At 53.4% G+C, this 22357-nt stretch carries 20 protein-coding genes; 16 read left to right on the forward strand and 4 right to left on the reverse strand.

The genetic code is table 11. The annotated features are described in order from the left end of the window. Window positions 1-7 precede the first annotated feature (7 nt). From queA to yajC, 3 genes are read left to right on the forward strand one after another with little or no spacing between them, the layout of a single operon-like run. Complete coding sequence (gene queA / locus IM700_RS21595) at window positions 8-1036, forward strand: tRNA preQ1(34) S-adenosylmethionine ribosyltransferase-isomerase QueA (protein ID WP_155608752.1); 1029 nt, start codon at window positions 8-10, stop codon at window positions 1034-1036. A 22-nt stretch (window positions 1037-1058) separates the two neighbouring features. Continuing rightward, a complete protein-coding gene (gene tgt / locus IM700_RS21600; protein ID WP_155608751.1) occupies window positions 1059-2198 on the forward strand; it encodes a tRNA guanosine(34) transglycosylase Tgt in 1140 nt (379 codons plus the stop codon). Between the two features lie 37 nt (window positions 2199-2235). Further along, window positions 2236-2541: a preprotein translocase subunit YajC gene (gene yajC / locus IM700_RS21605; RefSeq protein WP_155608750.1), complete on the forward strand. Its 306-nt coding sequence runs from the start codon at window positions 2236-2238 to the stop codon at window positions 2539-2541. 65 nt (window positions 2542-2606) lie between these two features. Here yajC and IM700_RS21610 read toward each other — a convergent pair whose 3' ends face one another. After that, window positions 2607-2999: a TIGR04086 family membrane protein gene (locus tag IM700_RS21610; RefSeq protein WP_155608749.1), complete on the reverse strand. Its 393-nt coding sequence runs from the start codon at window positions 2997-2999 to the stop codon at window positions 2607-2609. 219 nt (window positions 3000-3218) lie between these two features. On the opposite strand from IM700_RS21610, the gene IM700_RS21615 reads away from it, so the two are divergent. Then, window positions 3219-3932 carry a DUF421 domain-containing protein gene (locus IM700_RS21615; RefSeq protein ID WP_193418956.1) on the forward strand — a complete coding sequence of 238 codons (714 nt, stop codon included), beginning with the start codon at window positions 3219-3221 and terminating at the stop codon, window positions 3930-3932. Between the two features lie 10 nt (window positions 3933-3942). On the opposite strand, the gene spoVB is transcribed toward IM700_RS21615, so the two are convergent. Next, window positions 3943-5562, reverse strand: coding sequence for a stage V sporulation protein B (gene spoVB / locus IM700_RS21620; protein ID WP_193418954.1), 1620 nt, complete (start codon window positions 5560-5562; stop codon window positions 3943-3945). A gap of 254 nt (window positions 5563-5816) precedes the next feature. Between spoVB and IM700_RS21625 the strand changes: the two genes are divergently transcribed. The 6 genes from IM700_RS21625 to IM700_RS21650 all read left to right on the forward strand — a co-directional run bounded on the left by IM700_RS21625 (window position 5817) and on the right by IM700_RS21650 (window position 12416). Continuing rightward, window positions 5817-6059, forward strand: coding sequence for a post-transcriptional regulator (locus IM700_RS21625; protein ID WP_155608758.1), 243 nt, complete (start codon window positions 5817-5819; stop codon window positions 6057-6059). Between the two features lie 121 nt (window positions 6060-6180). After that, on the forward strand, window positions 6181-7434 hold the full coding sequence (gene secD / locus IM700_RS21630) for a protein translocase subunit SecD (RefSeq protein WP_155608746.1): 1254 nt from the start codon (window positions 6181-6183) through the stop codon (window positions 7432-7434). Next, window positions 7424-8320: a protein translocase subunit SecF gene (gene secF / locus IM700_RS21635; protein ID WP_193418950.1), complete on the forward strand. Its 897-nt coding sequence runs from the start codon at window positions 7424-7426 to the stop codon at window positions 8318-8320. Before secD ends, secF begins: the two co-directional genes overlap by 11 nt. A 114-nt stretch (window positions 8321-8434) precedes the next feature. Then, window positions 8435-9391, forward strand: a complete 957-nt coding sequence (locus IM700_RS21640) for a cation diffusion facilitator family transporter (RefSeq protein WP_193418948.1) — start codon at window positions 8435-8437, stop codon at window positions 9389-9391. A 45-nt stretch (window positions 9392-9436) separates the two neighbouring features. After that, window positions 9437-11842, forward strand: coding sequence for a single-stranded-DNA-specific exonuclease RecJ (recJ, locus tag IM700_RS21645; protein ID WP_193418972.1), 2406 nt, complete (start codon window positions 9437-9439; stop codon window positions 11840-11842). Window positions 11843-11900: 58 nt separating this feature from the next. Continuing rightward, complete coding sequence (locus IM700_RS21650; protein WP_155608744.1) at window positions 11901-12416, forward strand: adenine phosphoribosyltransferase; 516 nt, start codon at window positions 11901-11903, stop codon at window positions 12414-12416. A 70-nt stretch (window positions 12417-12486) separates the two neighbouring features. Here the strand turns inward: IM700_RS21650 and uraA are convergent, their stop codons facing one another. Beyond that, a complete protein-coding gene (gene uraA / locus IM700_RS21655) occupies window positions 12487-13773 on the reverse strand; it encodes a uracil permease (protein WP_193418946.1) in 1287 nt (428 codons plus the stop codon). 321 nt (window positions 13774-14094) lie between these two features. On the opposite strand from uraA, the gene IM700_RS21660 reads away from it, so the two are divergent. Continuing rightward, complete coding sequence (locus IM700_RS21660; protein WP_193418945.1) at window positions 14095-16272, forward strand: RelA/SpoT family protein; 2178 nt, start codon at window positions 14095-14097, stop codon at window positions 16270-16272. 24 nt (window positions 16273-16296) lie between these two features. After that, window positions 16297-16749, forward strand: coding sequence for a D-aminoacyl-tRNA deacylase (dtd, locus tag IM700_RS21665; RefSeq protein ID WP_193418943.1), 453 nt, complete (start codon window positions 16297-16299; stop codon window positions 16747-16749). A 61-nt stretch (window positions 16750-16810) separates the two neighbouring features. Here dtd and IM700_RS21670 read toward each other — a convergent pair whose 3' ends face one another. Next, window positions 16811-17752: a GNAT family N-acetyltransferase gene (locus tag IM700_RS21670; protein WP_193418941.1), complete on the reverse strand. Its 942-nt coding sequence runs from the start codon at window positions 17750-17752 to the stop codon at window positions 16811-16813. Between the two features lie 159 nt (window positions 17753-17911). On the opposite strand from IM700_RS21670, the gene IM700_RS21675 reads away from it, so the two are divergent. From IM700_RS21675 to aspS, 4 genes are all read left to right on the forward strand, one after another. Beyond that, on the forward strand, window positions 17912-18079 hold the full coding sequence (locus IM700_RS21675; RefSeq protein ID WP_193418939.1) for a hypothetical protein: 168 nt from the start codon (window positions 17912-17914) through the stop codon (window positions 18077-18079). A 25-nt stretch (window positions 18080-18104) separates the two neighbouring features. Beyond that, window positions 18105-18569 carry a hypothetical protein gene (locus IM700_RS21680; RefSeq protein WP_155608738.1) on the forward strand — a complete coding sequence of 155 codons (465 nt, stop codon included), beginning with the start codon at window positions 18105-18107 and terminating at the stop codon, window positions 18567-18569. Window positions 18570-19223: 654 nt separating this feature from the next. Beyond that, window positions 19224-20468, forward strand: coding sequence for a histidine--tRNA ligase (gene hisS, locus IM700_RS21685; protein ID WP_193418937.1), 1245 nt, complete (start codon window positions 19224-19226; stop codon window positions 20466-20468). 43 nt (window positions 20469-20511) lie between these two features. Further along, a complete protein-coding gene (aspS, locus tag IM700_RS21690) occupies window positions 20512-22290 on the forward strand; it encodes an aspartate--tRNA ligase (protein WP_193418935.1) in 1779 nt (592 codons plus the stop codon). Window positions 22291-22357: the final 67 nt, after the last annotated feature.

The raw sequence follows: 22357 nt of genomic DNA on the forward strand, positions 1-22357 counted from the left end.
TAAACCGATGAATGTGGATCTTTATGATTTCGAGCTCCCAGAAGAGCTGATCGCTCAAACGCCGCTGGCCGAACGAAGTGCTTCGCGCCTGCTGACGTTGAATAAACAAACCGGGGAAATCCGGCATCATACGTTTTCTGATATTCTGAATTATTTACAGCCCGGCGATACGTTGGTACTGAACGATACACGAGTCATTCCGGCCCGTTTGTTCGGAATAAAAGAGGATACCGGGGCCAAAGCCGAAGTGCTGCTTCTCAAAAATCTGGGCGATGACCGTTGGGAAGCCTTGGTCAAACCCGGCAAGAAGTTGAAGTCTGGCGCGGTCATCGTCTTCAGTGAGGAATTGCGGGCCACGGTCGAGTCGGAAGGCGAGATGGGCGGACGCATACTTCGGTTCACCTATGAAGGGATTTTTAATGAGATCCTGGATCGGCTGGGTCAAATGCCGCTGCCCCCGTACATTAAGGAAAAGCTGGATGATCGCGAACGCTATCAGACGGTGTATTCCAAACACGAAGGATCGGCTGCCGCGCCTACCGCGGGCTTGCATTTCACGGAAGATTTACTGGAGCAGGTGCGGGCTAAAGGGGTGACCCTCGCGTTTGTCACGCTGCACGTTGGGCTTGGCACGTTTCGACCGATGTCGGTGGACCGGGTTGAAGATCACGTCATGCATGAAGAATATTTTGTCCTGCCCCAGGAAACGGCCGACGTGCTAAACGAGACGAAAGCCAGAGGCGGAAGGGTCATAGCCGTCGGGACCACTTCGGCTCGAACGCTGGAGACGGTGGCCCAGCAATGCGGGGACGGCCCCATCGTCAAAAGCAGCGGTTGGACGGGGATTTTTATCTATCCCGGGTATCGATTTGGGTTGGTGGACGCGCTCCTCACGAATTTCCATTTACCGAAGTCGACGCTAGTCATGCTGGTCAGTGCGCTGGCGGGGCGGGAGCGAATCATAAGCGCTTATCAGGAAGCGATTGACCAAAGATATCGGTTCTTCAGCTTCGGCGACGCCATGTTTATTTATTAAAAGAAGAGGACGGTTGATCAGATTGGCAGCAGCAATAACCTATGAACATATCAAGACCTGCAAGCAATCCGGCGCCCGGCTTGGACGTGTGCATACCCCGCACGGTTCGTTTGACACGCCGGTGTTCATGCCGGTCGGGACGCAAGCCACCGTGAAAACAATGAGTCCGGAAGAACTGAAGGAAATGGATGCTCGGATCATCTTGAGCAATACGTACCATCTCTTTTTGCGGCCAGGACACGAGATCATTCGCCAAGCAGGCGGATTGCATAAATTCATGAACTGGGACCGGGCCATTTTGACGGATAGCGGCGGGTTCCAGGTGTTCTCTCTCAGCGAGATGCGCAAAATCACGGAGGAAGGCGTACATTTCCGCTCCCATCTGAACGGAGACAAACTGTTCCTCTCTCCGGAAGTGGCCATGGAAATCCAGAATGCGTTAGGCTCGGACATCATGATGGCGTTTGACGAATGCCCGCCGTATCCGGCGGAATACGACTACGTCAAGAACTCGCTGGAGCGCACGACCCGTTGGGCGGAACGTTGCTTGCAAAGCCATGCCCGTCCTCAGGATCAAGGGCTGTTTGCCATTGTTCAAGGCGGCATGTATGAGGACCTACGTAAGCAAAGCGCACGCGATTTGACTTCGCTAGATTTCCCGGGGTATGCTATTGGTGGACTGAGTGTAGGCGAGCCTAAGCCGCTGATGTATGAAGTGCTGGAATATACCGTTCCCCTGTTGCCGGCGAACAAGCCGCGTTATTTGATGGGGGTCGGTTCGCCGGACGCGTTGATCGAAGGAGCGATTCGCGGTATCGACATGTTCGACTGCGTCTTGCCGACTCGGATTGCGCGTAACGGTACGACGATGACCAGCCAAGGACGGCTCGTAGTACGCAACGCTCAGTATGCCAACGATTTCGGACCGCTGGATCCCGAATGCGACTGTTATACCTGCCGGAATTACTCCAGGGCGTATCTTCGCCACCTAATCAAAGCCGACGAGACGTTTGGGCTGCGGTTAACTACATACCATAATCTGCATTTTCTGATCAATCTGATGGGTAAAGTCCGTCAGGCGATTATGGACGATCGGTTGTTGAGTTTCCGGGATGAATTTTTTGAACAGTACGGTCTGTTTGGCAATGACAAAGGATTTTAAGCTATACCGTTAGCGATTTTAGAAAGGGGGATAAGACATGTTCTTTCAGTATGCCGCACAACAGCCGGCCGGCGGTTCGCTGGTCACCATGATCATTCCGTTTGTAATTATGATCGCCGTTTTTTACTTCCTACTGATTCGCCCGCAGAAGAAAAAGCAATCGCAGCGCTCTACGATGCTGAACGCTCTTAAGAAAGGCGACAAGATCGTGACGATCGGTGGTCTGCATGGGACGATTATGGAGCTTACTAACGACACGGTAGTGCTTCGCGTCAATGATGTAACCAAGCTGACGTTTGACCGCAGCGCGATCAGTCACGCCATTAAAGAGTCGGAAGGTTAATCGCGATAAAGACAAACCAAGAAAGAGCCTGTTGCGAACAGGCTCTTTTTCTTATATACCTCAGATTATTTTCGACCCAAATTTACCCCGATCATTCCCCCAATGGCACCAATGACAAACCCCGGCAGGATCAAAGCCCATTCCTGAAAGCCTAGGGACGTATCCATGGCTAGAAAGCTGATCAGCAGCAAAAGCAGCACATAAAGCGCTCCGGTCAGAGCCCCTTGATACCATCCTTTCTGTTTCGCGCGCTTGCCGGATACGATCCCCCCGAACAAGACGGCAGCTACATGCACGAGATAGGTATATAACGTCATTTCGAACTCTTCCAGCATGTCTCCTTGGAGTAATAAGGATAAAATCAATGCGCCAATCATCATCCACAAAAATCCATACCATAACCCGGCAACGGTGGGTTGAGACAAACGAATCCCGAAAAATCGGCGGAACAAATGCATTGTGGTCGGCCTCCTGTCTTCAATGTCTACGACAGACGTTTTACCCCATTTTATGGTCAAGCTTTCCCAGATAGACCTGACTTGGCCAAATTGAGCGAGGAAGATTATTGCAAGCTTCCCGCATTTTAACCTGTGATATTTCGCATGGAAAGGAGAAGGGGCGGTCAGAATAGCTATACCATGTCTTGTGCGAACTTCTAGATCGAGGAGGGATTGCCCATGGTTGAGCATATGGCAAACCATATCTTCCGAACCGTCCTGATGTATTTCATGGTGTTCGGAGTCATGCGTATTATGGGAAAAAGAGAAATCGGCGAGCTATCCATCTTCGACCTGGTGATCTCAGTCATGATCGCGGAAATCGCCGTTTTTGCCCTGGAAGATATCGATCGGCCGATCTATGACGGAATTGTCCCCATGCTGACGTTGTTGCTGATCCAAATTGCGATCGCGATGCTGTCGCTCCGGTTTCGCAGGGTGAGGTTGTGGTTTGACGGCAAACCGAGCGTCATCATTCGAAATGGGCAAATCAACCGGAAAGAAATGAGGCGTCAGCGCTACAATTTGGACGATTTGCTGATGCAGTTGCGCTCGCAAAAGGTCGATAGCGTAGCCGACGTCGAATTTGCCGTATTGGAAACGAGCGGACAACTAAGCGTGGTTCCCAAGGACAAGTCCGAACAAGGGAAGGGGGGGCAACAAGCCCCAAAACGGGAAGCCAGTCTGTCCGCGAAAATCAAATTCGAGGCGCTTCCGTTGCCGCTCATTATGGATGGCAAGGTGAACGATGAGAACCTGAAGCAAATCGGGAAAACCCGCTTTTGGCTGAAAAATCAAATCCAGTCGAAGGGATTGACGGATTTTAAACAGGTGTTCTTTTGCAGCATCGATCATAAAGGAAAGCTTTATATCAATGCAATGGACGAGAAATAATCACAGCGGATTACATTCGGTTTCGGAACCATTTGCCAAAGATGGGAAGCCGCTTGAGGTCCTGAAGATCAAACAATCCCATGATTCCGGCAAGAGCTAAATACAGCAACCCGGACAGCATCGCCGCTATTAAGAATTGCCATCCCATCTGTGAGCTGAGGACAAGGTTCTTATAGAAATAGTCAGCGGCGGCAGCCATAATGACCATTGCAGCACTAACCTTGAGCATATCAAGGAAGGGCAAACGGTAGCGAAGTGTCTTGGACACGCTGTACCCGTGCATGACTGTAACGATGATAAAGTTGACGATAATCGCGATAATCGCACCGTAGATACCTAGCGCCGGATTGGAGGCAAGGTAGAAGATCAGGGAAATTTTGATAATAGCCCCAACCAGCGTATTGATGAGCGCACGCCCCGGTTTGTCCAGAGCCTGCAACGTGGCCTGGAGCGGTGTTTGGATATACAGCAAGAGGGCAAATGGCGCCATGATCTTAAGCATGCCTCCGATGGAGTCATCGTTATAAACCAGCCTACAAATCGGTTCAGCTAGAACGAACATGATCGCGGCAAACGGAGCACCGGTAACGAGGGCAAGCCGTATGGATTGATGCAGTCGTAAATGGATCGTTTTGACATCTCCGCGTGCCTGGGCTTCGGCCAGGGAGGGAACCAGCGATACGGCAAGCGAAGACGTCAGCGCCCCGGGAAGCAGAAGCAGTGGGATGATCATCCCCTGCAGCGCTCCGTACTGGGAGGTGGCCACGGCGACCCCTACACCGGCGATTGCCAGACTTCGCGCGGTCGTGATCGACTCCAGCAGGTAGGATAACGAACCGACTAGTCGGCTGCCTGTCACCGGTATGGCGATGCGCAGAATCCGGCGCAGTGTGGCTCCAAACGGAGATTCGGTGGAGGTTAAAGGTTCGTCCGAGTTGGCGATGTCCGTGGGGAGATCCGCGATGGCGCTTGGTTTGGAGGACTCCAATCGCTCCCGCCGCTGCAGTCGGCGGTATTGCCACAGCAAGACGCCCATGCCGACCACTTCGCCGGCTACGACGCCAAGCATCGCCCCTGCGGCTGCGTAGGCGATCCCCATTGGGAGGAGCAAGTAAGAAAACCAGAGGACACCGATGATTCGGGCGACCGTCTCCATGATCGAGGAAACCGCCGAGGGGATCATATCCTGCTTCCCCTGGAAATACCCGCGATAGACCGATGATACCGAAACGATGATGATCATCGGACTCATGGCGATAAACGTATGATAAACACGTGGATCGGTGAGAACATACTTGGTGACCCAGGGGGCGCCAAATAAACAGAGAAAAGTAAAAAGAAAGCCGGCTGCCGTTGTAAACACCAAGCTTGTCCGCAAAATCGACACAGATCGCTCCGGTTTGCCCGAGGATTCCGCTTCTGCCACCAGCTTAGCCACGGCGAGAGGAATACCGCCGGTAATAATCGTAACCAGCACGAGAAAAAACGGATATCCGAGCTGGTACAGCCCAACGCCTTCGGCCCCGATCACACGGGGCAGCATGATGCGTGGAATGAAGCCCAGGAGGCGGTTCACGATCCCTGCCACCAACAGGATCATCGTACCCTGGATAAAGGTTTGTTTATTCAATCGAAACTCCACTCCCCCTGCAGCGCTCGTTGGATCTGGCAAAAACTCGATGCCGATAAGCTGCCTAATAAACTCGTAAACGAGGCTGTACAACCTCTCTCTTCATGGATATGACAAACCTGTCCCGGTTCATGACTTGTCTTTTTTGCAAGTTTTGAAAATGGAAGAACTCTTCTAAGCAGGATTCGGAGATTTAGGGTAGAATGTAATAAGACGGGTTTTCGAAGGAGGCTTGAAGCGTGGCTGAAGATCAAATGACGGACCAACAATTGAACGAGGCTGTCGAAAGCTTGTGCCGTAGCAAAGCCGAAGAATTCCAGCTAATCGGGTACGAGCATATCACTGGACCTGACATTTGGGAGTGTATCAGCCATAAATACGAGAAGGGCGGAGTCCCTCCCTTGTATCAACTGGTCAATGACATTCTTTCTCTGAAAGTAACCCAGTTTATGAACTATATGACGATGTCCGCTTATCGGGGATCCCGTTTAGATTGAATGGGATCTTTTTTTTCGTGCCGGTCGTTAATCAAATTGACAATATTAGATAAATTGACTGGTTTTTCGGCCATCGCTATAATAGGAATATTGAGAAATTGAAAGGGGAAAGAAGTACGGGATGAAAAGAATTATCGCATTCATAACCGTCGTGGTTGTCTCGTTTGGCATCATGGCATGGACAACCCCCGACCTGTTAAACAACGTACGTCTCGGCCTTGATCTGAAAGGCGGCTTTGAGATTCTATATGAAGCCAGTCCGCTTGAAGGCGGAGGCCAGGTCACGAAGGAGTCCTTGATCCAAACAGCGAAGAGCCTGGAGGACCGGGCCAACAAACTAGGGACAAGCGAACCGGAAGTAACGACGGAAGGCACTAACCGGATCCGTTTGAAAGTGGCCGGTGTGACCGACGAAGAGACGGTACGCAAGACGATGAAAGAACCTGCTTCGCTGACGTTCCGCAGTAAGGACGGTACAGAGAAAAATGCCGACGAGTACAACAAGATCGAAATGATCGGCACGGACTTTGCCGCCAACGGGGCTAAACTGGAATTCACTCAAATGAATGAACCGGTTGTCAGCATTAAAGTGAAAAGCAAAGAGAAGTTTGCCGAAGTAACCAAACGCTTGCTGGGCCAACCCTTGGCGATTTATATGAACGAAGAACTGGTCTCCGATCCGGTCGTTCAAGCGGTTTTGACCGATGGGTCTGCGCAAATCAGCGTTGGCGGTGATTTGGATAAAGCGAAGGAATTGCGCGATAAGATTAACCTTGGTGCGCTTCCATTGAACCTGACGGAGAAATATTCCCAAAGCGTCGGAGCAACCCTGGGTAAACAATCGCTGGACAGAACGATCGAAGCCGGTCTGATCGGCTCGCTGTTCATCCTGTTATTCATGATTGGGATGTACCGGGTTCCAGGTTTGATTGCCGCGTTTACGCTGATCGTGCATACTTGGCTGCTCATTCTCGTGTTCGTTTGGGCGGACTTTACATTAACCCTTCCGGGGATTGCGGCTTTCATTCTCGGGATCGGGATGGCGGTTGACGCCAACATCATAACCAATGAACGGATTCATGAGGAAATGCGGACCGGCAAAAGCATTATGTCTGCTGTCAAAGCCGGGGACAAGCATTCCCTGCGTACAGTACTGGATTCGCAGATTACGACGATCATCGTTGCGGCCGTTATGTATGCGTATGGTACGGGGGCCGTCAAAGGCTTTGCCTTGGTGCTCATCGTGGAAATCGTACTCAGTATCGCCACGAATATCTATCTCTCCCGTTTCCTGCTGAACCTGCTGCTAAAAGCCGGCAAGCTGTTGAAACCGAAGTACTTCGGTGTGAAGGAGCGTGACATTCGTGAGCTTTAAAAAGAATTTGGATTACGTCCATCTGAGTAAATACTTCTACACCCTGTCAATCGTTCTGACGATTGCCGGCCTTATCTGTTTGTCGTTTTTCGGCTTGAACTATAGCGTCGACTTCAAAGCGGGATCTAATGTAGATATCTCGCTGTCCAAGCCGTTGACGGCCGAACAAATCAGCCCGATTCTAAAGAATATGGGCATCGATGAGAATGAGGCAACCATCAGTCCCGGACAAGACCGGATGAACATCCGTTTTACGAAAGTGCTTAGCGAGGATAATGACGCGAAGCTGAAAGCGGAAATTACGAAATTGGACGATAAAGCTTCGTTCGAGGTGAATACGGTTGACCCGGAAATGGCCAAGGAGCTGGCACGCAACGCAATTTATGCCGTTTTGATCTCCTGCCTAGGGATTATCATTTACGTCAGCATCCGGTTTGAGTGGCGGTTTGCTGTGGCCGCGATCGTAGCGTTGCTCCATGACGCCTTTATGGTCATTGCCGTCTTCTCCATTTTCCGGCTCGAAGTTGATTTGACCTTTATCGTAGCGGTATTGACGATTATCGGTTACTCCATCAATGATACGATCGTTATCTTTGACCGGATTCGGGAAAATCTGCGTTTCTCCAAGCAGAAGTCTCGCGAGGATCTGATCAAACTGGTAAACCAAAGCGTAGCGCAAACGATCATGCGTTCCTTGTATACCGCGTTAACGGTGTTCGTAGCTGCGTTCTTCCTTTTCCTGCTGGGCGGGGAGTCGATCCGGATGTTCTCGCTGGCGATGGTAATCGGCCTGTTGTTCGGGGCATATTCTTCCATCTTTATCGCCAGCCCACTCTGGTTCGTCCTGAAGAGCAAGCAAAAGCATAAACCGGCCAAAGCATCCTAAGCGGCCGCTATGCCTGATTGAACCACCAATACATGAGCTGGATATGGATAGAGCCGCGTCTTATGACGCGGCTTTCGCAACTTTTCCGTTTTTACGTGCATCAGGAGGGTGATTATGACACGAGAACAAGCCGTAATTCCGGCACCCACAGCCTGGCCCGGCATCGTGGGGGATATCGTCCTAGCCGTATTCTTGGGGACGGTGGGTTTGCTGTATGGAAGCTTGGCTTTACTGGGCGGGGCTTTATATTCCGCGTATGATGCCGCCGCTGGCGTCGCTGCTAGGCTGCCCGGCCCGGGAAATCTCCGTTTACGGCAGTTCGGTTTGACGCCTACGGGCAAAGAGGCGCCCGAGCCGCTGCCAACCATTTTCTTCTCCGTCTTTCTGCTCATGGGTGGGGTGGAGCTAGGGATTGCGGCTTTCACCGACATCGCCGAGGCAGATACGGCTCCGCCGGAAACCTTCGTCTTGGCGGCCGTGCTCCTGTCCATGGCTTTACGGGAAGCCCTGTTTCAGATCAAGATGCGGTCTTCCCGCAGGAAGGCGGGTTTTGACTTGCAACCGATCGTCGAGAAACACCGTCATTCCCTGTTCTCCTCCGTCATTGTACTGGCCGGGGTCTTTGGAGCGATGGGAGGCCAAGCCTGGGATTTACCGGCCATGGTGTATCTTGAACCGAGTGCAGCGATTCTCGTAGCCTTGCATGTGCTGTTTCAAGTCTATCGGCTGGTGAAGCGCTCCATCTACGGTTCGTCTGCGCCGCAGCTCCGCGAAGAAGATGCCGCTTCATTGGTAGAAACGGTACAGCGCGTGCATGGTGTGATCACCGTAGACGATTTGAAGGCACAGGAGAACGGCCATTATGTGACCGTGACGGCCAAAATTTGCGTTAACCCCAAGATCACCGTTATGGAAGCCAATGACATCGCCAATCGAGCTAAAATGCTGTTACTAAACCGATTTTCCCATATCACTGATGTTCGGATTCATGTCGCGCCTTATGAGGCGGGGTATCCGTACAAGAGCAATACCGAGGAATCGGATAGCGATTTGCCGAACTTGCTTCAGTAAGCCGGCCCTGGGAAAGAACTGACAGGAAGAAAGAAGGTGCCGCTTTTGCTTCATTCCAAATACCGCTGGACACCGCTGCCCTGCGACGAAGAGGCTGCCAGCCGGCTCGCCGGTCATTTGAACATTTCCCCGCTGCTCGCGTCTTTGTTGGTTACGCGGGGGATGGAGAACTCAGCGGAGGCGGAGCTTTTCTTAAAAGGAAGCCTTGTGGATCAACATGACCCCTTACTGCTTAGCGGCATGAAGGAAGCCGTTCCTCGTATCCGCCGCGCGGTGGAAGAAGGCGAACGGATCTTGATCTATGGGGATTACGACGCCGACGGCGTTTCGTCCACGACGTTGATGATTTATCTGATGAGGCGCCTCGGCGCTACCTATGACTTTTATATTCCGCACCGAACTAAAGAAGGTTACGGCCTGCATATTCCGGTATTAGAGCATTTTCATAAGAAGGGCTTTACGCTGCTCGTGACGGTAGATACGGGAATTAGCGCGGTTGATCAGGTGGCATACGCCAATGCGGCCGGGATGGACGTGATCGTCACCGATCACCACGAACCCCCGGCGGTTCTGCCAGAAGCGTATGCCTTGATTAACCCCAAGCTTCCCTACTGCACATATCCCTTTAAGGGGTTGGCTGGAGTCGGAGTAGCCTATAAGCTGGCTCAGGCGCTGCTCGGGGATGAAACCCCTGAAGCATGGACAGAGCTCGCCGCTTTGGGGACGATCGCCGATCTCATGCCGTTGACCGGAGAAAACCGCGTCATCGTCAAGGCAGGTCTCGCCTCGATGGCGCGATCGGCCTTCCCGGGAATGACGGCGCTGCTCGGGACCTCCGGCTGGTCCAGCGGAGAAGTGACTTCGACAGCGGTCGCCTTTGGATTGGCACCGCGGATCAACGCCAGTGGCCGCATGAGCCACGCTAACCGAGCTGTCTCCTTGCTGACGGCAGAGAGCATGGAAGAGGCTGAAGCGATTGCCGAGGAGCTGGATGTGCTTAATAAAGAGCGTCAAATGCTCGTTGAGGACATGGTTGAAGAGGCGCTTCAGCAATTGGAAGGCCAGGCGGAGGCGGAGGGATTACCCGACGTGATCGTCGTAGCCGGCGAAGGCTGGAACGCCGGCGTCGTCGGGATCGTCGCCTCCAAATTGCTGGAACGTTATTTTCGCCCGACTATTGTGCTGGGCATCCACCCGGAAACCGGGGAGTGTAAAGGCTCGGCCCGTTCCATCCCCGGCTTCGACATTTATGAAGCGTTAACGGATTGCGCCGACCTATTGGATCATTACGGCGGGCATCCTTCCGCGGCGGGCATGTCCCTTGGCCGGGAGCATTTGGAGGAATTCGGCCGGCGACTAAATGCATTTGCTGCCGACCGGCTTCGTCCAGAGCATTTCGTGCCGGTCTTGCAAACGGATTTGGCTTGCTCCTTGAAGGACGTCACGCTCCAAGCCATCGAGCAGCTTCAGCATCTTGCGCCGTTCGGTATGGCTAACGCTTGCCCAAGGTTGCTTCTGAAGGATCTGAAACTACTGGAGTGCCGACAGATGGGCAAAGACGGCAAGCACTTGAAGCTGATTCTCGGCCAAAACGGAAAGACCGTAGAAGCGGTCGCGTTCGGCAAGGGCGAATTGGCCTCACTGCTTGCGGAGGAAGCACGGGTTGATATCGTCGCCGAAGCCGGAATCAACGAATGGAATGGGGCCCGCAAGCCGCAGTTGATGATCCAGGACCTGGCAGTCTCGCACCTGCAGGTATTCGATTACCGCGGCTCCCGGAATCCGGCGCTTCTGCTGGAGGAGCTGCGCGGCAAGCTGGCAAAGCTACCCGCCTGCGGTTCGGGAACATCCGCCGTTGTGCTTAACGCGGGTTCCGCTTTTTACCAGTCCCGTGATTTGAAGGATACCCCGGTTTGGGTATATGATAAGAACGTTGGCGCGCTTCCTGGGAATGACCTCGCACAATCGGCGGGGAAAGACGCGATGACGACGCTGTTTGTCATGGAACTTCCGGAATCGCCGGAGGGATGGACCGGGATGATGTCCGCTTTTGCCGGATTGGAGCGCATCTATATGTTACATTCGCCGCGAGCGCCGCAGGAGCGAATCGAACCGCCTTCTCGGGATCAGTTCAAGCTGGTGTACAGCTTGATCTATCGTGGGGCGGAACAGGGATTGCGCGAGGAAGATCTGTTGGCTGCGCTTGCGAAACGTACCGGCTGGTCCCAGCGAATGCTGGAGATGTCGCTCGGTGTGTTTGAAGAACTAGGATTTATCATCCGGGCATCTGGAATGATTCGGCTCCATCCGTCACCTTCCAAGCAGGCCTTGGAAACCTCAAGCCGTTATCGAGAGCTGGGAGTGCTGGCTGAGATCGAGCAGATGCTGCAGTTTGGTCGGGTGCCGGAAATTACTGAATGGATGCTAACCCATATTCAGGGAGCTTCATAAATGATTTTTCGAGAAAATGAAATGATTTCGCACGCATTTGAACTAGGAGGAGATTGGTTTGGATTTTAAAGAGTACATTCGGGTGATTCCTGATTTTCCTCAGCCTGGCATCAGTTTCAAGGACATTACCACGCTGTTGAATGACGGCGCCATGTATCGCAAGGCGGTCGATGAACTGAAGCAGTTGGTGTCCCATCTTAAGATCGATCTGATCGCCGGTCCCGAGGCTCGTGGTTTCGTGGTTGGCGCGCCGCTGGCTTACGCGCTGGGCGTGGGGTTTGTGCCGATTCGCAAAAGCGGGAAGCTTCCCTATGAAACGATTGAGGTGGAATACGACCTAGAGTACGGTAAGGACCGTTTGGCGATGCATAGCGATGCGGTGAAACCGGGGCAAAACGTCCTAATCGCTGACGATTTGCTGGCAACCGGGGGGACGATTTCTACCTCCGTTAATCTGGTTCGCCAGTTGGGCGGCAACGTCGTCGGCACCGCGTTCTTGATCGAGCTCAGCGAGTTGAACGGCCGCAAGAAGCTGCCGGAAATCGATGTATTCTCGCTTGTGAAGTACGAATAAGCCGAAGAAGAGAAGGGGCTGTAGCCATGTGATCCATGGCTACAGCCCCTTGTTTGTTAAGTGAGTGAGCTTAATGCGCAGCGTCCTCATTGTCGTTGCTTAGCTTCAGGACCTGAATCAGCTTGAAGAACAAGCTAAGCAGGATCCCCGCGATCGTTGCCAGCGCCATGCCCTTCAGCGCGACATTGCCCATGGTCAGCGTGGTACCGCTAAGACCGATGACGAGCACGATCGTCGTCAACAACATGTTGGTCGGCTTGGAGAAGTCGACCTTCTGCTCAACGAAGATACGCAAGCCCGAGGCCGCGATCACGCCGAACAAGAGCAGGGACACGCCGCCCATAACGGGAGGCGGGATCACGGCGATCAACGTGGAGAACTTCCCGGAGAAGGAAAGCAAAATCGCGAAGATGGCCGCGCCGCCAATTACGAATACGGAATACACGCGGGTTAACGCCATGACGCCGATGTTCTCCCCATAGGTCGTGTTCGGCGTCGATCCTACAAAACCGGAGAGGATCGTAGAAATCCCGTTCCCCATGAGCGATCGATGCAGGCCCGGATCCTTGGACAAGTCCTTGCCCACGATGTTGCTTGTCACCAGCAGATGGCCGATATGCTCCACGATAACGACCAGCGCGACCGGTATGATCGAGATGATGGCGGAGGTATCCCATTGCGGCGTCGTTACCGTCGGCAGGGTAAACCATTTCGCATTGGCAATAGCCGCGGTGTCCACCTCGCCCATGAAGTAGGCTAGTACATAACCGGTAACGATCCCGATCAGGATGTGGATGATCTTTGGAAAACCGCGGAACAAGACCGCGCCAAGTACCGTAACGCCTAACGTTACGAGCGACAGCGTGATGTACGTCCCGTTGGGCGTCCAGCCCTCCGAGCCATCACTGATCCATCCGGCCATTCCGGCAGCGACCGGAATCAACTCCAGACCGATCAGAGCTACGATGGCACCCATGGCTGCAGGCGGAAACACAACATCGATCCACTTGGTACCGGCATACTTGATCAGCAGGGCGACCAAGAGGAAGATGACGCCGGTGACGATGAACGCGCCGAGCGCTAGGGCGTAGCCGTTCCCCGGATGACTCAGCAGAACCGCCTGAACCGGTGCGATGAAAGCAAAGCTGGAGCCCAGATAGGCAGGGATTTTTCCTTTACAGATGAGGATGTAGAGCAGGGTGCCGATGCCGTTCATTAGCAGGATCATGCCGGGGTCTACGCCAAACAGGTTAGGCACCAGCACCGTACTTCCGAACATGGCAAACAAGTGCTGCAGGCTTAACAGCACGCCAGGTCCGAACGGGACTTTCTCGTTAACTTGAATTTCACGTTGCAACGCGTTCACTCCTCTATAGGTACGTTCATAAGATAACTATCCTTAATAGGATAATGACTATGCCGACAATTTTCAACAGAAAATTACTTGACTTTTGCCTTTGATCCTTCCATCATCATTCCCTAGGTTTGCCTGTAGGCATACGGCCAGGGTTGCATGAAGGCTCAGCCATGCCGATGTCCTTGGTGCAGGGACAATACCCGGAGTTGACGGAAGGGAACGCAAGAGTCATAATTATAGGAAATCAAAATGAGGCGAATTATGCTCTTGTATGCGTTTTTTCAGTATATTTTCATATAGAAAGGAATCAACAGGATCTCAATGGGCATAGAGCAATTACTCGAAAAGGCGTCTGCCTATATAAAGGAACCGGATCTCGATCGGATTCGGGAAGCGTACGAGTTTGCGGACGAAGCCCATCACGGACAGGTTCGCAAATCCGGAGAACCTTATATTCTTCATCCTTTGGCTGTGGCGGATATTGTTGTAAACATGCAAATGGATGCGCTGTCGGTCATTGCGGCCCTGCTTCATGACGTGGTCGAAGACACGACGGTGTCTTTAAAGGAGATACAGGAGCATTTCGGCAGCGATTGTGCTTTGCTCGTCGACGGGTTGACGAAGTTGGAGCGGATTAAATTCCAATCCAAAGAGGAGCAGCAGAACGAGAACTACCGCAAAATGTTCATAGCGATGGCACAGGACATTCGGGTGATCGTCATTAAACTGGCGGACCGACTGCACAATATGCGAACGCTCAAATACCAGTCGGAGGAGAGTCAGCGTCGAATCGCCTACGAAACGTTGGAGATTTTCTGCCCGATTGCCAACCGTCTGGGGATTTCGGCCATCAAATGGGAGATGGAAGATATCGCCCTGCGATACCTGAACCCGCAGCAATATTACCGGATTGCTAACTTGATGCGAAAGAAACGGGCGGAGCGCGAGGAGTACATCAAGAACGTCATCGCTCGCATCTTTGAGAAGTTAGAGGAAATGGGCGTGCAGGCGGATTTGTCGGGGCGCCCAAAGCATATTTACAGCGTCTATAAGAAGATGACGATGAAAAACAAGCAGTTCAACGAAATTTACGATCTGCTGGCCATTCGCATCATCGTTGACAATATCAAGGACTGTTACGCGACCCTGGGGATCATCCATACGTTGTGGAAGCCGATGCCGGGGCGGTTTAAGGATTACATCGCCATGCCGAAGGCGAACATGTACCAGTCGCTGCATACGACGGTCGTTGGCCCGAACGGGGAACCCACGGAGGTTCAGATCCGCACCTGGGAGATGCACCGGACGGCCGAATACGGGATCGCGGCGCACTGGGCATATAAGGAAGGCACAGGTACCGGCGGTTTGGAAAATAAAATCACGTTCTTTAACGAAATCCTGGAGCTTCAGCATGAAGCGAAGGATGCTTCGGAGTTCGTGGAATCGCTGAAAATGGATTTCTTCTCGGACCTCGTCTTTGTATTTACGCCGTCCGGGGAAGTCATCGAGTTGCCGGCGGGCTCGGTGCCGCTGGATTTTGCGTACCGCATCCATACCGAGGTCGGGAACCGGACGATCGGGGCCAAGGTGAACGGACGGATCGTGCCGCTGGATCATCGGCTGAAAACCGGGGACATTGTGGAGATTCTCACGTCCAAGCATTCGTACGGACCAAGTCAGGACTGGTTGAAAATCGCCCAATCCTCCCATGCCCGCAGCAAAATCAAGCAATGGTTCAAGAAGGAAAAACGCGAAGAGAACGTGGAAAAAGGCCGCGAGGCGATCGAACGCGAGCTGAAGCGGGCAGGAATCGAGCCTTTCCAATGGATGAGCGACGACAAGCTGCTGGAGGCGGCGAAGAAATACGCCTTCAACGACATCGACGACATGCTGTCGGCGATCGGGTTCGGCGGGATCACCGCCTCGCAGGTCGTGACCAAGCTGACCGAGAAGCTGCGCAAGGAACAGGAAGAGGCGTCCGGGCATATCGAGTTGACCTCGGAGGTCAAGGAAGTAAAAGCACCGGAAGAACGCAGACACCGTCCAACGAATGGCGTCGTCGTTAAGGGCATCGACAATTTGCTTGTCCGCTTTGCTAGATGCTGTAACCCGGTTCCGGGCGACGATATTGTTGGCTACATCACCCGCGGCCGCGGCGTATCGGTGCATCGGAGCGACTGCCCGAACATTCCGGGCGGAGGTGACGGCGAAGAAGCCGCACGCGTGATAGACGTGGAATGGGAAGAGGCCATCGAAGCGAATTACAGCGTCGACATCGAAATTACCGGCCACGACCGCCGCAACTTCCTAAACGAAGTGTTACAGGCGGTATCGGAGAGCAAAACGAATATTTCGGCCGTTTCGGGCCGATCGGATAAGAACAAAATGGCTTTGGTGCATATGACGATCCTGATCCGCAATACCGATCATCTGCAGTCTGTTGTGGAGAAGATCAAACGGGTGAAGGATGTGTACACGGTACACCGGATCATGCAGTAACGGATAGAAAGGATTCGAAGATCGATGAGAGTAGTCGTGCAGCGCTGCCGCGAGGCGCGTGTGAACGTAGGGGGAGAAACGGTCGGAGCGATCGGCCCCGGTCTTATGCTACTGGTAGGCGTGACGCATCAGGACACCGAACAGGATGCAGCCTATTTAGCGGAGAAAATCGCCGGCTTACGGATTTTTGAAGACGAAGCGGGTAAAATGAACCTCGCGGTAACGGAGATCGGCGGGGCGATTTTATCGGTCTCTCAGTTTACCCTATACGGCGATAGCCGCAAGGGCAGACGTCCGAACTTTATGGCGGCGGCCCGGCCGGAAATGGCTGAGCCGCTGTACGAGCGGTTTAATGAATTGCTTCGAGCTAAAGGATTGACGGTTGAAACCGGGGTGTTCGGTGCGGAAATGGACGTTGGGCTGACGAACTGGGGGCCGGTCACCTTGATTGTGGACAGCCCTGGTGGCGAGATCTAAATATGAAGAGGCAAAAGCGGGCCAAGACGCAAAGAATCAAGTGCGTCTGGCCCGCTTCTCTTTATGAGGCCGAAATCGGGAAGGTTTTCTCATAAATGCTGATTTCATTTTCCGGTTTCATCCCGGCTTTCTCATAAAGGCGGTAAGCCCCCGTTGGATTAGCGGCGTCGACGCCAAGGGAGACGTTGATTTGCCCCGCCCGGTAGGAAGAAGCGAATACATTCTGCAGTAGGGCCAGTGCCAGACCGCGACCTCGGTAACAGCGGCGGACGCCCAAATGTTCAATGAACAACAAGTCTTCACTCATGCGGCATAACGCAAAACCGGCAACGGTATCCTCCTCGGAATCCCAAGCGATCAGCCACCAGCGCTCTTCGAAAGTTGGCAGTTGCGTTCTTTCGATAAACTTCTCGATGGAAGGCACAGCAAAATCCCAATGGTCGGCGAATGCTTCCGTGTAGGCTTCGTAGACGGCCTGTTCGTCTCGTCCCTTAACGTACGGTACAATGGCGAAGCGTTCCGGCAAAACACCGGCAGCCGGTTCGGCTTCCAAACGGAGTGTCATCCGTTTGAAGTAGCGGATAGGGGCAAACCCGTGGCCCTCAAACAAGGCTGCGGCATCGCTGCACGAGGAGGGAATCATGCCTTGCAGGCGCTTGGTCTTGCCGGATTCGTCCCGGAGCGCCAGGGCACGCGCTTCAAGCACGGCCACGAGCGCGGCACCAACTCCTCGTCCGCGAGCGGAGGGCCGTACGCAGCCATAGCTGAACAGCTTCTCTTCGCTGTCCTCTTCTAGAAAGGCGTATCCGACCAGATCGTCGTTCTCATCCTCGGCCACCCATACGTTATGATCCAGGTCGAAGCCTGACCACATGTTCAGAACATCATCCAGAACGATGTCGGGCGCTCCGAGATCTTCGGTGTCGCAAACGGCAACCAGATCGCAAACGGCCTGGGCATCGTCTAGGGTAGGATGGCGTAGGCGAAAGCCCAAATGGTTCATGTGAGGAAACCTCCTTATGCGGGATTTGGACCCATTATACCTCAAGATGGAAAATTTTCCTCTAAATTTAATGAAGGATTTGCGGTTCTAAAGGATAAGCGGACCGTTTTTGGTACAACCTTGTGGTAAAGAGCTACACGACCAAAGGAGTTGCTGACCGTGCACCAATCCGCGAAATCGAGAGATTGGCAATCCATTCCGCTCATCCCGGTGGGACATCGCAGCGAAGCCCGGGTGTCGGCCCGCTTAGCCGAGCCGGAGCGCTTTGATGCTGTGATGCCGGAGGCGAAGCCCTCTACTGAATGGCTGCCTCGGCCGGGAAGCTGAAGTTGATCATAAGGAGGTATGGGGCATGACCCAACATATTCAGGCCTATTTCAATACGGAAGATCAGGTGGAAGGCGCGCGCATTACTTTGCGGGCCTACAATATCAATGAGGTTGAAGCAGGTCATGTATCAAACGAATGGGGAGAGGACGACCGGCTCCAGGTTCCGCTGTTACCTTTAAATAACGGGGTAATCAGCGCATCGGGCGCGAACAACCCGGGAATCGTTCCAGTGCCCGGAACGGTGCGGGGTGTCCAGAGTGTGCTGCCCGTTACGGTCATGGGAGAGCGATATGCGGGTGATTCATTAAACGGAGAGCGCAGCGAAGCCGTTTCCGGGGACCGGCCGATGGCGTCGGAATCCCTCATCGACACCAGTGACGAGCCCCAAGGATGGAAATACGTACTTAGCGCAAGCGTTAAGGATAGCGATTATGAGACCGTCGTGCGAAAATTGCGCGAGCAGGGAGCTTACATCGCCGAGCCGTAATCCGATTGGAGCTTTCAATACGCTCTGTAATATAACTGTAATATTAGATACATGTTCCCTTAACATTGCTTGTTTATAATAACAGCATGACCCCCTTTTAATATAATACCTTTTGGACCTGCACCCCGTTGGTGACAGGTTTTTTTCTTTGTTTAGACATTTTTCAAGGGTCCGGGCTTGACTTTAGCGCGGTGGTTTCATACAATCTAAAAATAACAGTGTGACCTATTGAACTGCATCTAATATTCGATGACGGGAGAAAGTAGTGCAACCCCACATCCACAGAGAGGAATCCCCGACTTCGACGGCGGTCTAACGGACGTATCAAATCCGTTACTCGGATGGCGAAGCAGGCTGGAAGGATTCCGGTGATGATTGAACGAAAGACTTCCCCGAGAACCGACGGCGAAATCCCAGAGCGACCCTTCGCTTGGAGAGTAGACGTATGGCGTAGGCGGGCGATAACCGCTTAAAGCGAAGGCGAACATGGAGGACGCCGCGCAGTCAGTGTGACTGGGCAACCTCAGGTTTCGAATTCGGAATGTGGGTGGCACCACGGGTGATTGCGAACCGATCTCTCGTCCCTGTTTGAATCAAACAGGAACGGGAGATTTTTTATTTTGGCTTACGAGTCTGAGATGGAGGATGAACGATATGGCTTTTCAGAAACCGACGGGTACGCAAGATTTGCTGCCGGGAACCGTCGAGAAATGGCAATTTATCGAGGAGAAGGTCAGAGATTTGTGCCGGCGCTTTAACTACCGGGAAATCCGTACCCCGATTTTTGAGCAGACCTCGCTGTTCGAACGGGGCGTAGGGGAAACGACGGATATCGTCGAGAAGGAAATGTATACGTTTCTTGATAAAGGGGAGCGCAGCATGACGCTGCGTCCGGAAGGAACCGCCGGCGTCGTTCGTTCCTATGTGGAGAACAAGCTTTACGGCGAACCGGATGTCAGCAAGCTGTATTATATCGGGCCGATGTTCCGCTATGAGCGTCCACAGGCCGGGCGGCAGCGCCAATTTCACCAGTTTGGGGTAGAGGCGTTTGGGGCGACGGATCCGGCGATCGACGCCGAAGTCGTGGCACTGGGTTACCAGTTTTGCCGCGAACTGGGGCTGCAAGGCGTAAAGGTGGAGATCAACTCCGTTGGTAATCCGGCTAGCCGGGCGGCCTATCGTGAGAAGTTGCTTGCGTTCCTGCTGCCGATGAAGGACAGCTTGTGCAAAGACTGCCAAGCTCGGATGGAACGCAATCCACTGCGCGTGCTCGACTGCAAGAACGATCAGGACAAGTTCGTTGGCGCACCTTCCATTCTGGATAGCTTAGATGAGGAATGTACTTCACATTTCGCGAAAGTGCAGGAGCTGCTGAGTGCGATGGAGGTCGATTATGTGATCAATCCTCGTCTCGTCCGCGGATTGGACTACTATACGCACACTGCGTTTGAATATAAGGCTCAAGGCATCGGTGCGATCGATACGATCGGCGGCGGCGGACGTTATAACGGACTGGTGGCTGAGGTGGGCGGCCCGGATCAGCCGGGCATCGGGTTCGGAATGGGACTCGAACGGATTGCATTGATTCTGGAGAAGCAGGAGATCGAAGTCGGCGCCGTCAAGCCGCTTGACGTATATCTCATCGCCTTAGGCGAAGCGGCGGATAAGGAAATTACGACCCAGCTGTTTAAGCTGCGGCAAGCGGGAATCTCCGCCGAACGCGATTACCTGGGCCGGAAGATGAAAGCGCAGATGAAATCCGCCGACCGGATGCAGGCGCGCTACACCGCGATTCTCGGCGACGATGAGCTGGAACGCGGAGAAATCGCGCTGAAGTCAATGGAAAACGGCGAGCAGCGCACAGTGAAGTTAAGCGAACTGATTCAAGAGCTAAAATAACCAAAACTATAAACAAAACGAAAACGCGAAAAGGGGAGTTACGATGAAACGAACGCATCAATGCGGGACACTGAGTACCGCGAACATCGGAGAAACCGTTACATTAAACGGCTGGGTGCAAACCCGCCGCGACTTGGGGGGCGTCCTGTTCATCGATCTGCGTGATCGCAGCGGTATCGTACAGATTGTCTTTAATCCGGCTTATTCCGGTGAAGCGCTGCAAATCGCCGACCGGGTGCGCAGCGAATACGTGCTGGCCGTCACGGGGAAAGTCGTAGCCCGGGACGCCGAAACGGTCAATCCGAATCTGCCAACCGGTGACATCGAAGTGCAAATTACGGAAATTGAAGTGTTGAATGCAGCGAAAACGCCGCCGTTCTTCATTGAAGACGGCGTCGAAGTCGATGAATCGCTGCGCTTGAAATACCGTTACCTCGACCTGCGCCGTCCGGAAATGCAGCAAACGCTGTGGCTGCGCTCCAAAGCGGCTAAGGTGTTCCGCGATTTCCTTGACGGAGAAGGATTTATTGAAGTAGAAACTCCGATCCTGACCAAGAGCTCGCCGGAAGGCGCGCGCGATTATCTTGTGCCGAGCCGCGTGCATCCGGGCGAATTTTTCGCTCTCCCGCAATCGCCTCAGCTTTACAAGCAACTGCTCATGGTCAGCGGAATCGAACGCTACTACCAAATCGCCCGTTGCTTCCGCGACGAGGATTTGCGTGCTGACCGCCAGCCGGAATTTACGCAGGTCGACATTGAGACTTCGTTCCTGTCGCGCGACGAACTGCTGGAGATGATGGAGAAGCTAGTGGTGCGTCTGTTCAAGGAAACAAAGGGAATCGATATTCCTACGCCGTTCCAGCGCCTGAGCTATGCCGATGCGATGGATAAGTACGGCTCGGATAAGCCGGATCTCAGATTCGGCCTGGAGCTCGTGAATGTTAGCGACCTGGTTGCTACAAGCGGCGTCAAGGTGTTCGCCTCCGTTATCGAGAAGGGCGGCGAAGTGAAAGTCCTGAACGCCAAAGGTTGCGGGACATGGAGCCGGAAGGATATCGACGATCTTGGACCTTATGCGGCCCGTTACGGCGCGAAGGGTCTCGCCTGGATTCAAGTGAAGGAAGGCGAATTCCGCGGTCCGATCGTGAAGTTCTTTACGGAACAGGAAATCGAAGCGATCAAGGAACGCACCGGCGCGGAAGAAGGCGACCTGCTGTTGTTCTCCGCGGATAGTAAAAAGGTTGTCGCGGACGTTCTCGGTGCGTTGCGCCTGAAAATCGGCCGCGATCTCGGCTTGATCGACGACAGCGTCTATAAATTTGCTTGGGTGGTCGACTTCCCGTTGCTGGGCTGGGACGAGGAGCAAAAACGTTATATCGCCGAGCATCATCCGTTCACCCGCCCGCGTGAGGAGGATCTGCCTCTATTTGACACGGACCCGGGCAAAATCCTCGCTCAAGCTTACGACCTCGTGCTGAACGGCTACGAAGTTGGTGGCGGCTCGATGCGGATTTACAAACGCGATGTGCAGGAGAAGATGTTTAAAGCAATCGGCTTGTCGCAAGAGGAAGCCCAAGACAAATTTGGCTATCTGATGGACGCGTTCGAATACGGCACACCGCCGCACGGCGGAATTGCCTTCGGCTTCGACCGCTTGGTGATGCTGCTGACGGGCCGTTCCAACCTGCGCGAAACGATCGCTTTCCCGAAAACGGCCAGCGCGACGGATTTGCTTATGAACGCTCCTTCCGAAGTCGACGGATCGCAGCTTGATCAACTCCATATCAAGGTCGCGCCGAAGTTGGCGGAAGCGAAGAAGTAGAATTGGGCGTTTGAAGAACGAGCTATAAATTGGAAAAGACTCTCCTGTTGGAGAGTCTTTTGTTTTA

The organism is Paenibacillus rhizolycopersici (assembly GCF_014947195.2).
In the GTDB taxonomy this organism is placed as follows: Bacteria; Bacillota; Bacilli; order Paenibacillales; family Paenibacillaceae; genus Fontibacillus; species Fontibacillus rhizolycopersici.

Excerpts from the sequence above, each read along its gene's own strand:
- IM700_RS21640 (WP_193418948.1), top strand. The coding sequence starts at position 8,435 with ATGACACGAGAACAAGCCGTAATTCCGGCACCCACAGCCTGGCCCGGC.
- hisS (WP_193418937.1), top strand. The coding sequence starts at position 19,224 with ATGGCTTTTCAGAAACCGACGGGTACGCAAGATTTGCTGCCGGGAACC.
- IM700_RS21670 (WP_193418941.1), bottom strand. The coding sequence starts at position 17,752 with ATGAACCATTTGGGCTTTCGCCTACGCCATCCTACCCTAGACGATGCC.
- IM700_RS21625 (WP_155608758.1), top strand. The coding sequence starts at position 5,817 with ATGACGGACCAACAATTGAACGAGGCTGTCGAAAGCTTGTGCCGTAGC.
- IM700_RS21680 (WP_155608738.1), top strand. The coding sequence starts at position 18,105 with ATGACCCAACATATTCAGGCCTATTTCAATACGGAAGATCAGGTGGAA.
- IM700_RS21660 (WP_193418945.1), top strand. The coding sequence starts at position 14,095 with ATGGGCATAGAGCAATTACTCGAAAAGGCGTCTGCCTATATAAAGGAA.
- dtd (WP_193418943.1), top strand. The coding sequence starts at position 16,297 with ATGAGAGTAGTCGTGCAGCGCTGCCGCGAGGCGCGTGTGAACGTAGGG.
- aspS (WP_193418935.1), top strand. The coding sequence starts at position 20,512 with ATGAAACGAACGCATCAATGCGGGACACTGAGTACCGCGAACATCGGA.
- secD (WP_155608746.1), top strand. The coding sequence starts at position 6,181 with ATGAAAAGAATTATCGCATTCATAACCGTCGTGGTTGTCTCGTTTGGC.
- IM700_RS21610 (WP_155608749.1), bottom strand. The coding sequence starts at position 2,999 with ATGCATTTGTTCCGCCGATTTTTCGGGATTCGTTTGTCTCAACCCACC.
- queA (WP_155608752.1), top strand. The coding sequence starts at position 8 with ATGAATGTGGATCTTTATGATTTCGAGCTCCCAGAAGAGCTGATCGCT.
- IM700_RS21615 (WP_193418956.1), top strand. The coding sequence starts at position 3,219 with ATGGTTGAGCATATGGCAAACCATATCTTCCGAACCGTCCTGATGTAT.
- yajC (WP_155608750.1), top strand. The coding sequence starts at position 2,236 with ATGTTCTTTCAGTATGCCGCACAACAGCCGGCCGGCGGTTCGCTGGTC.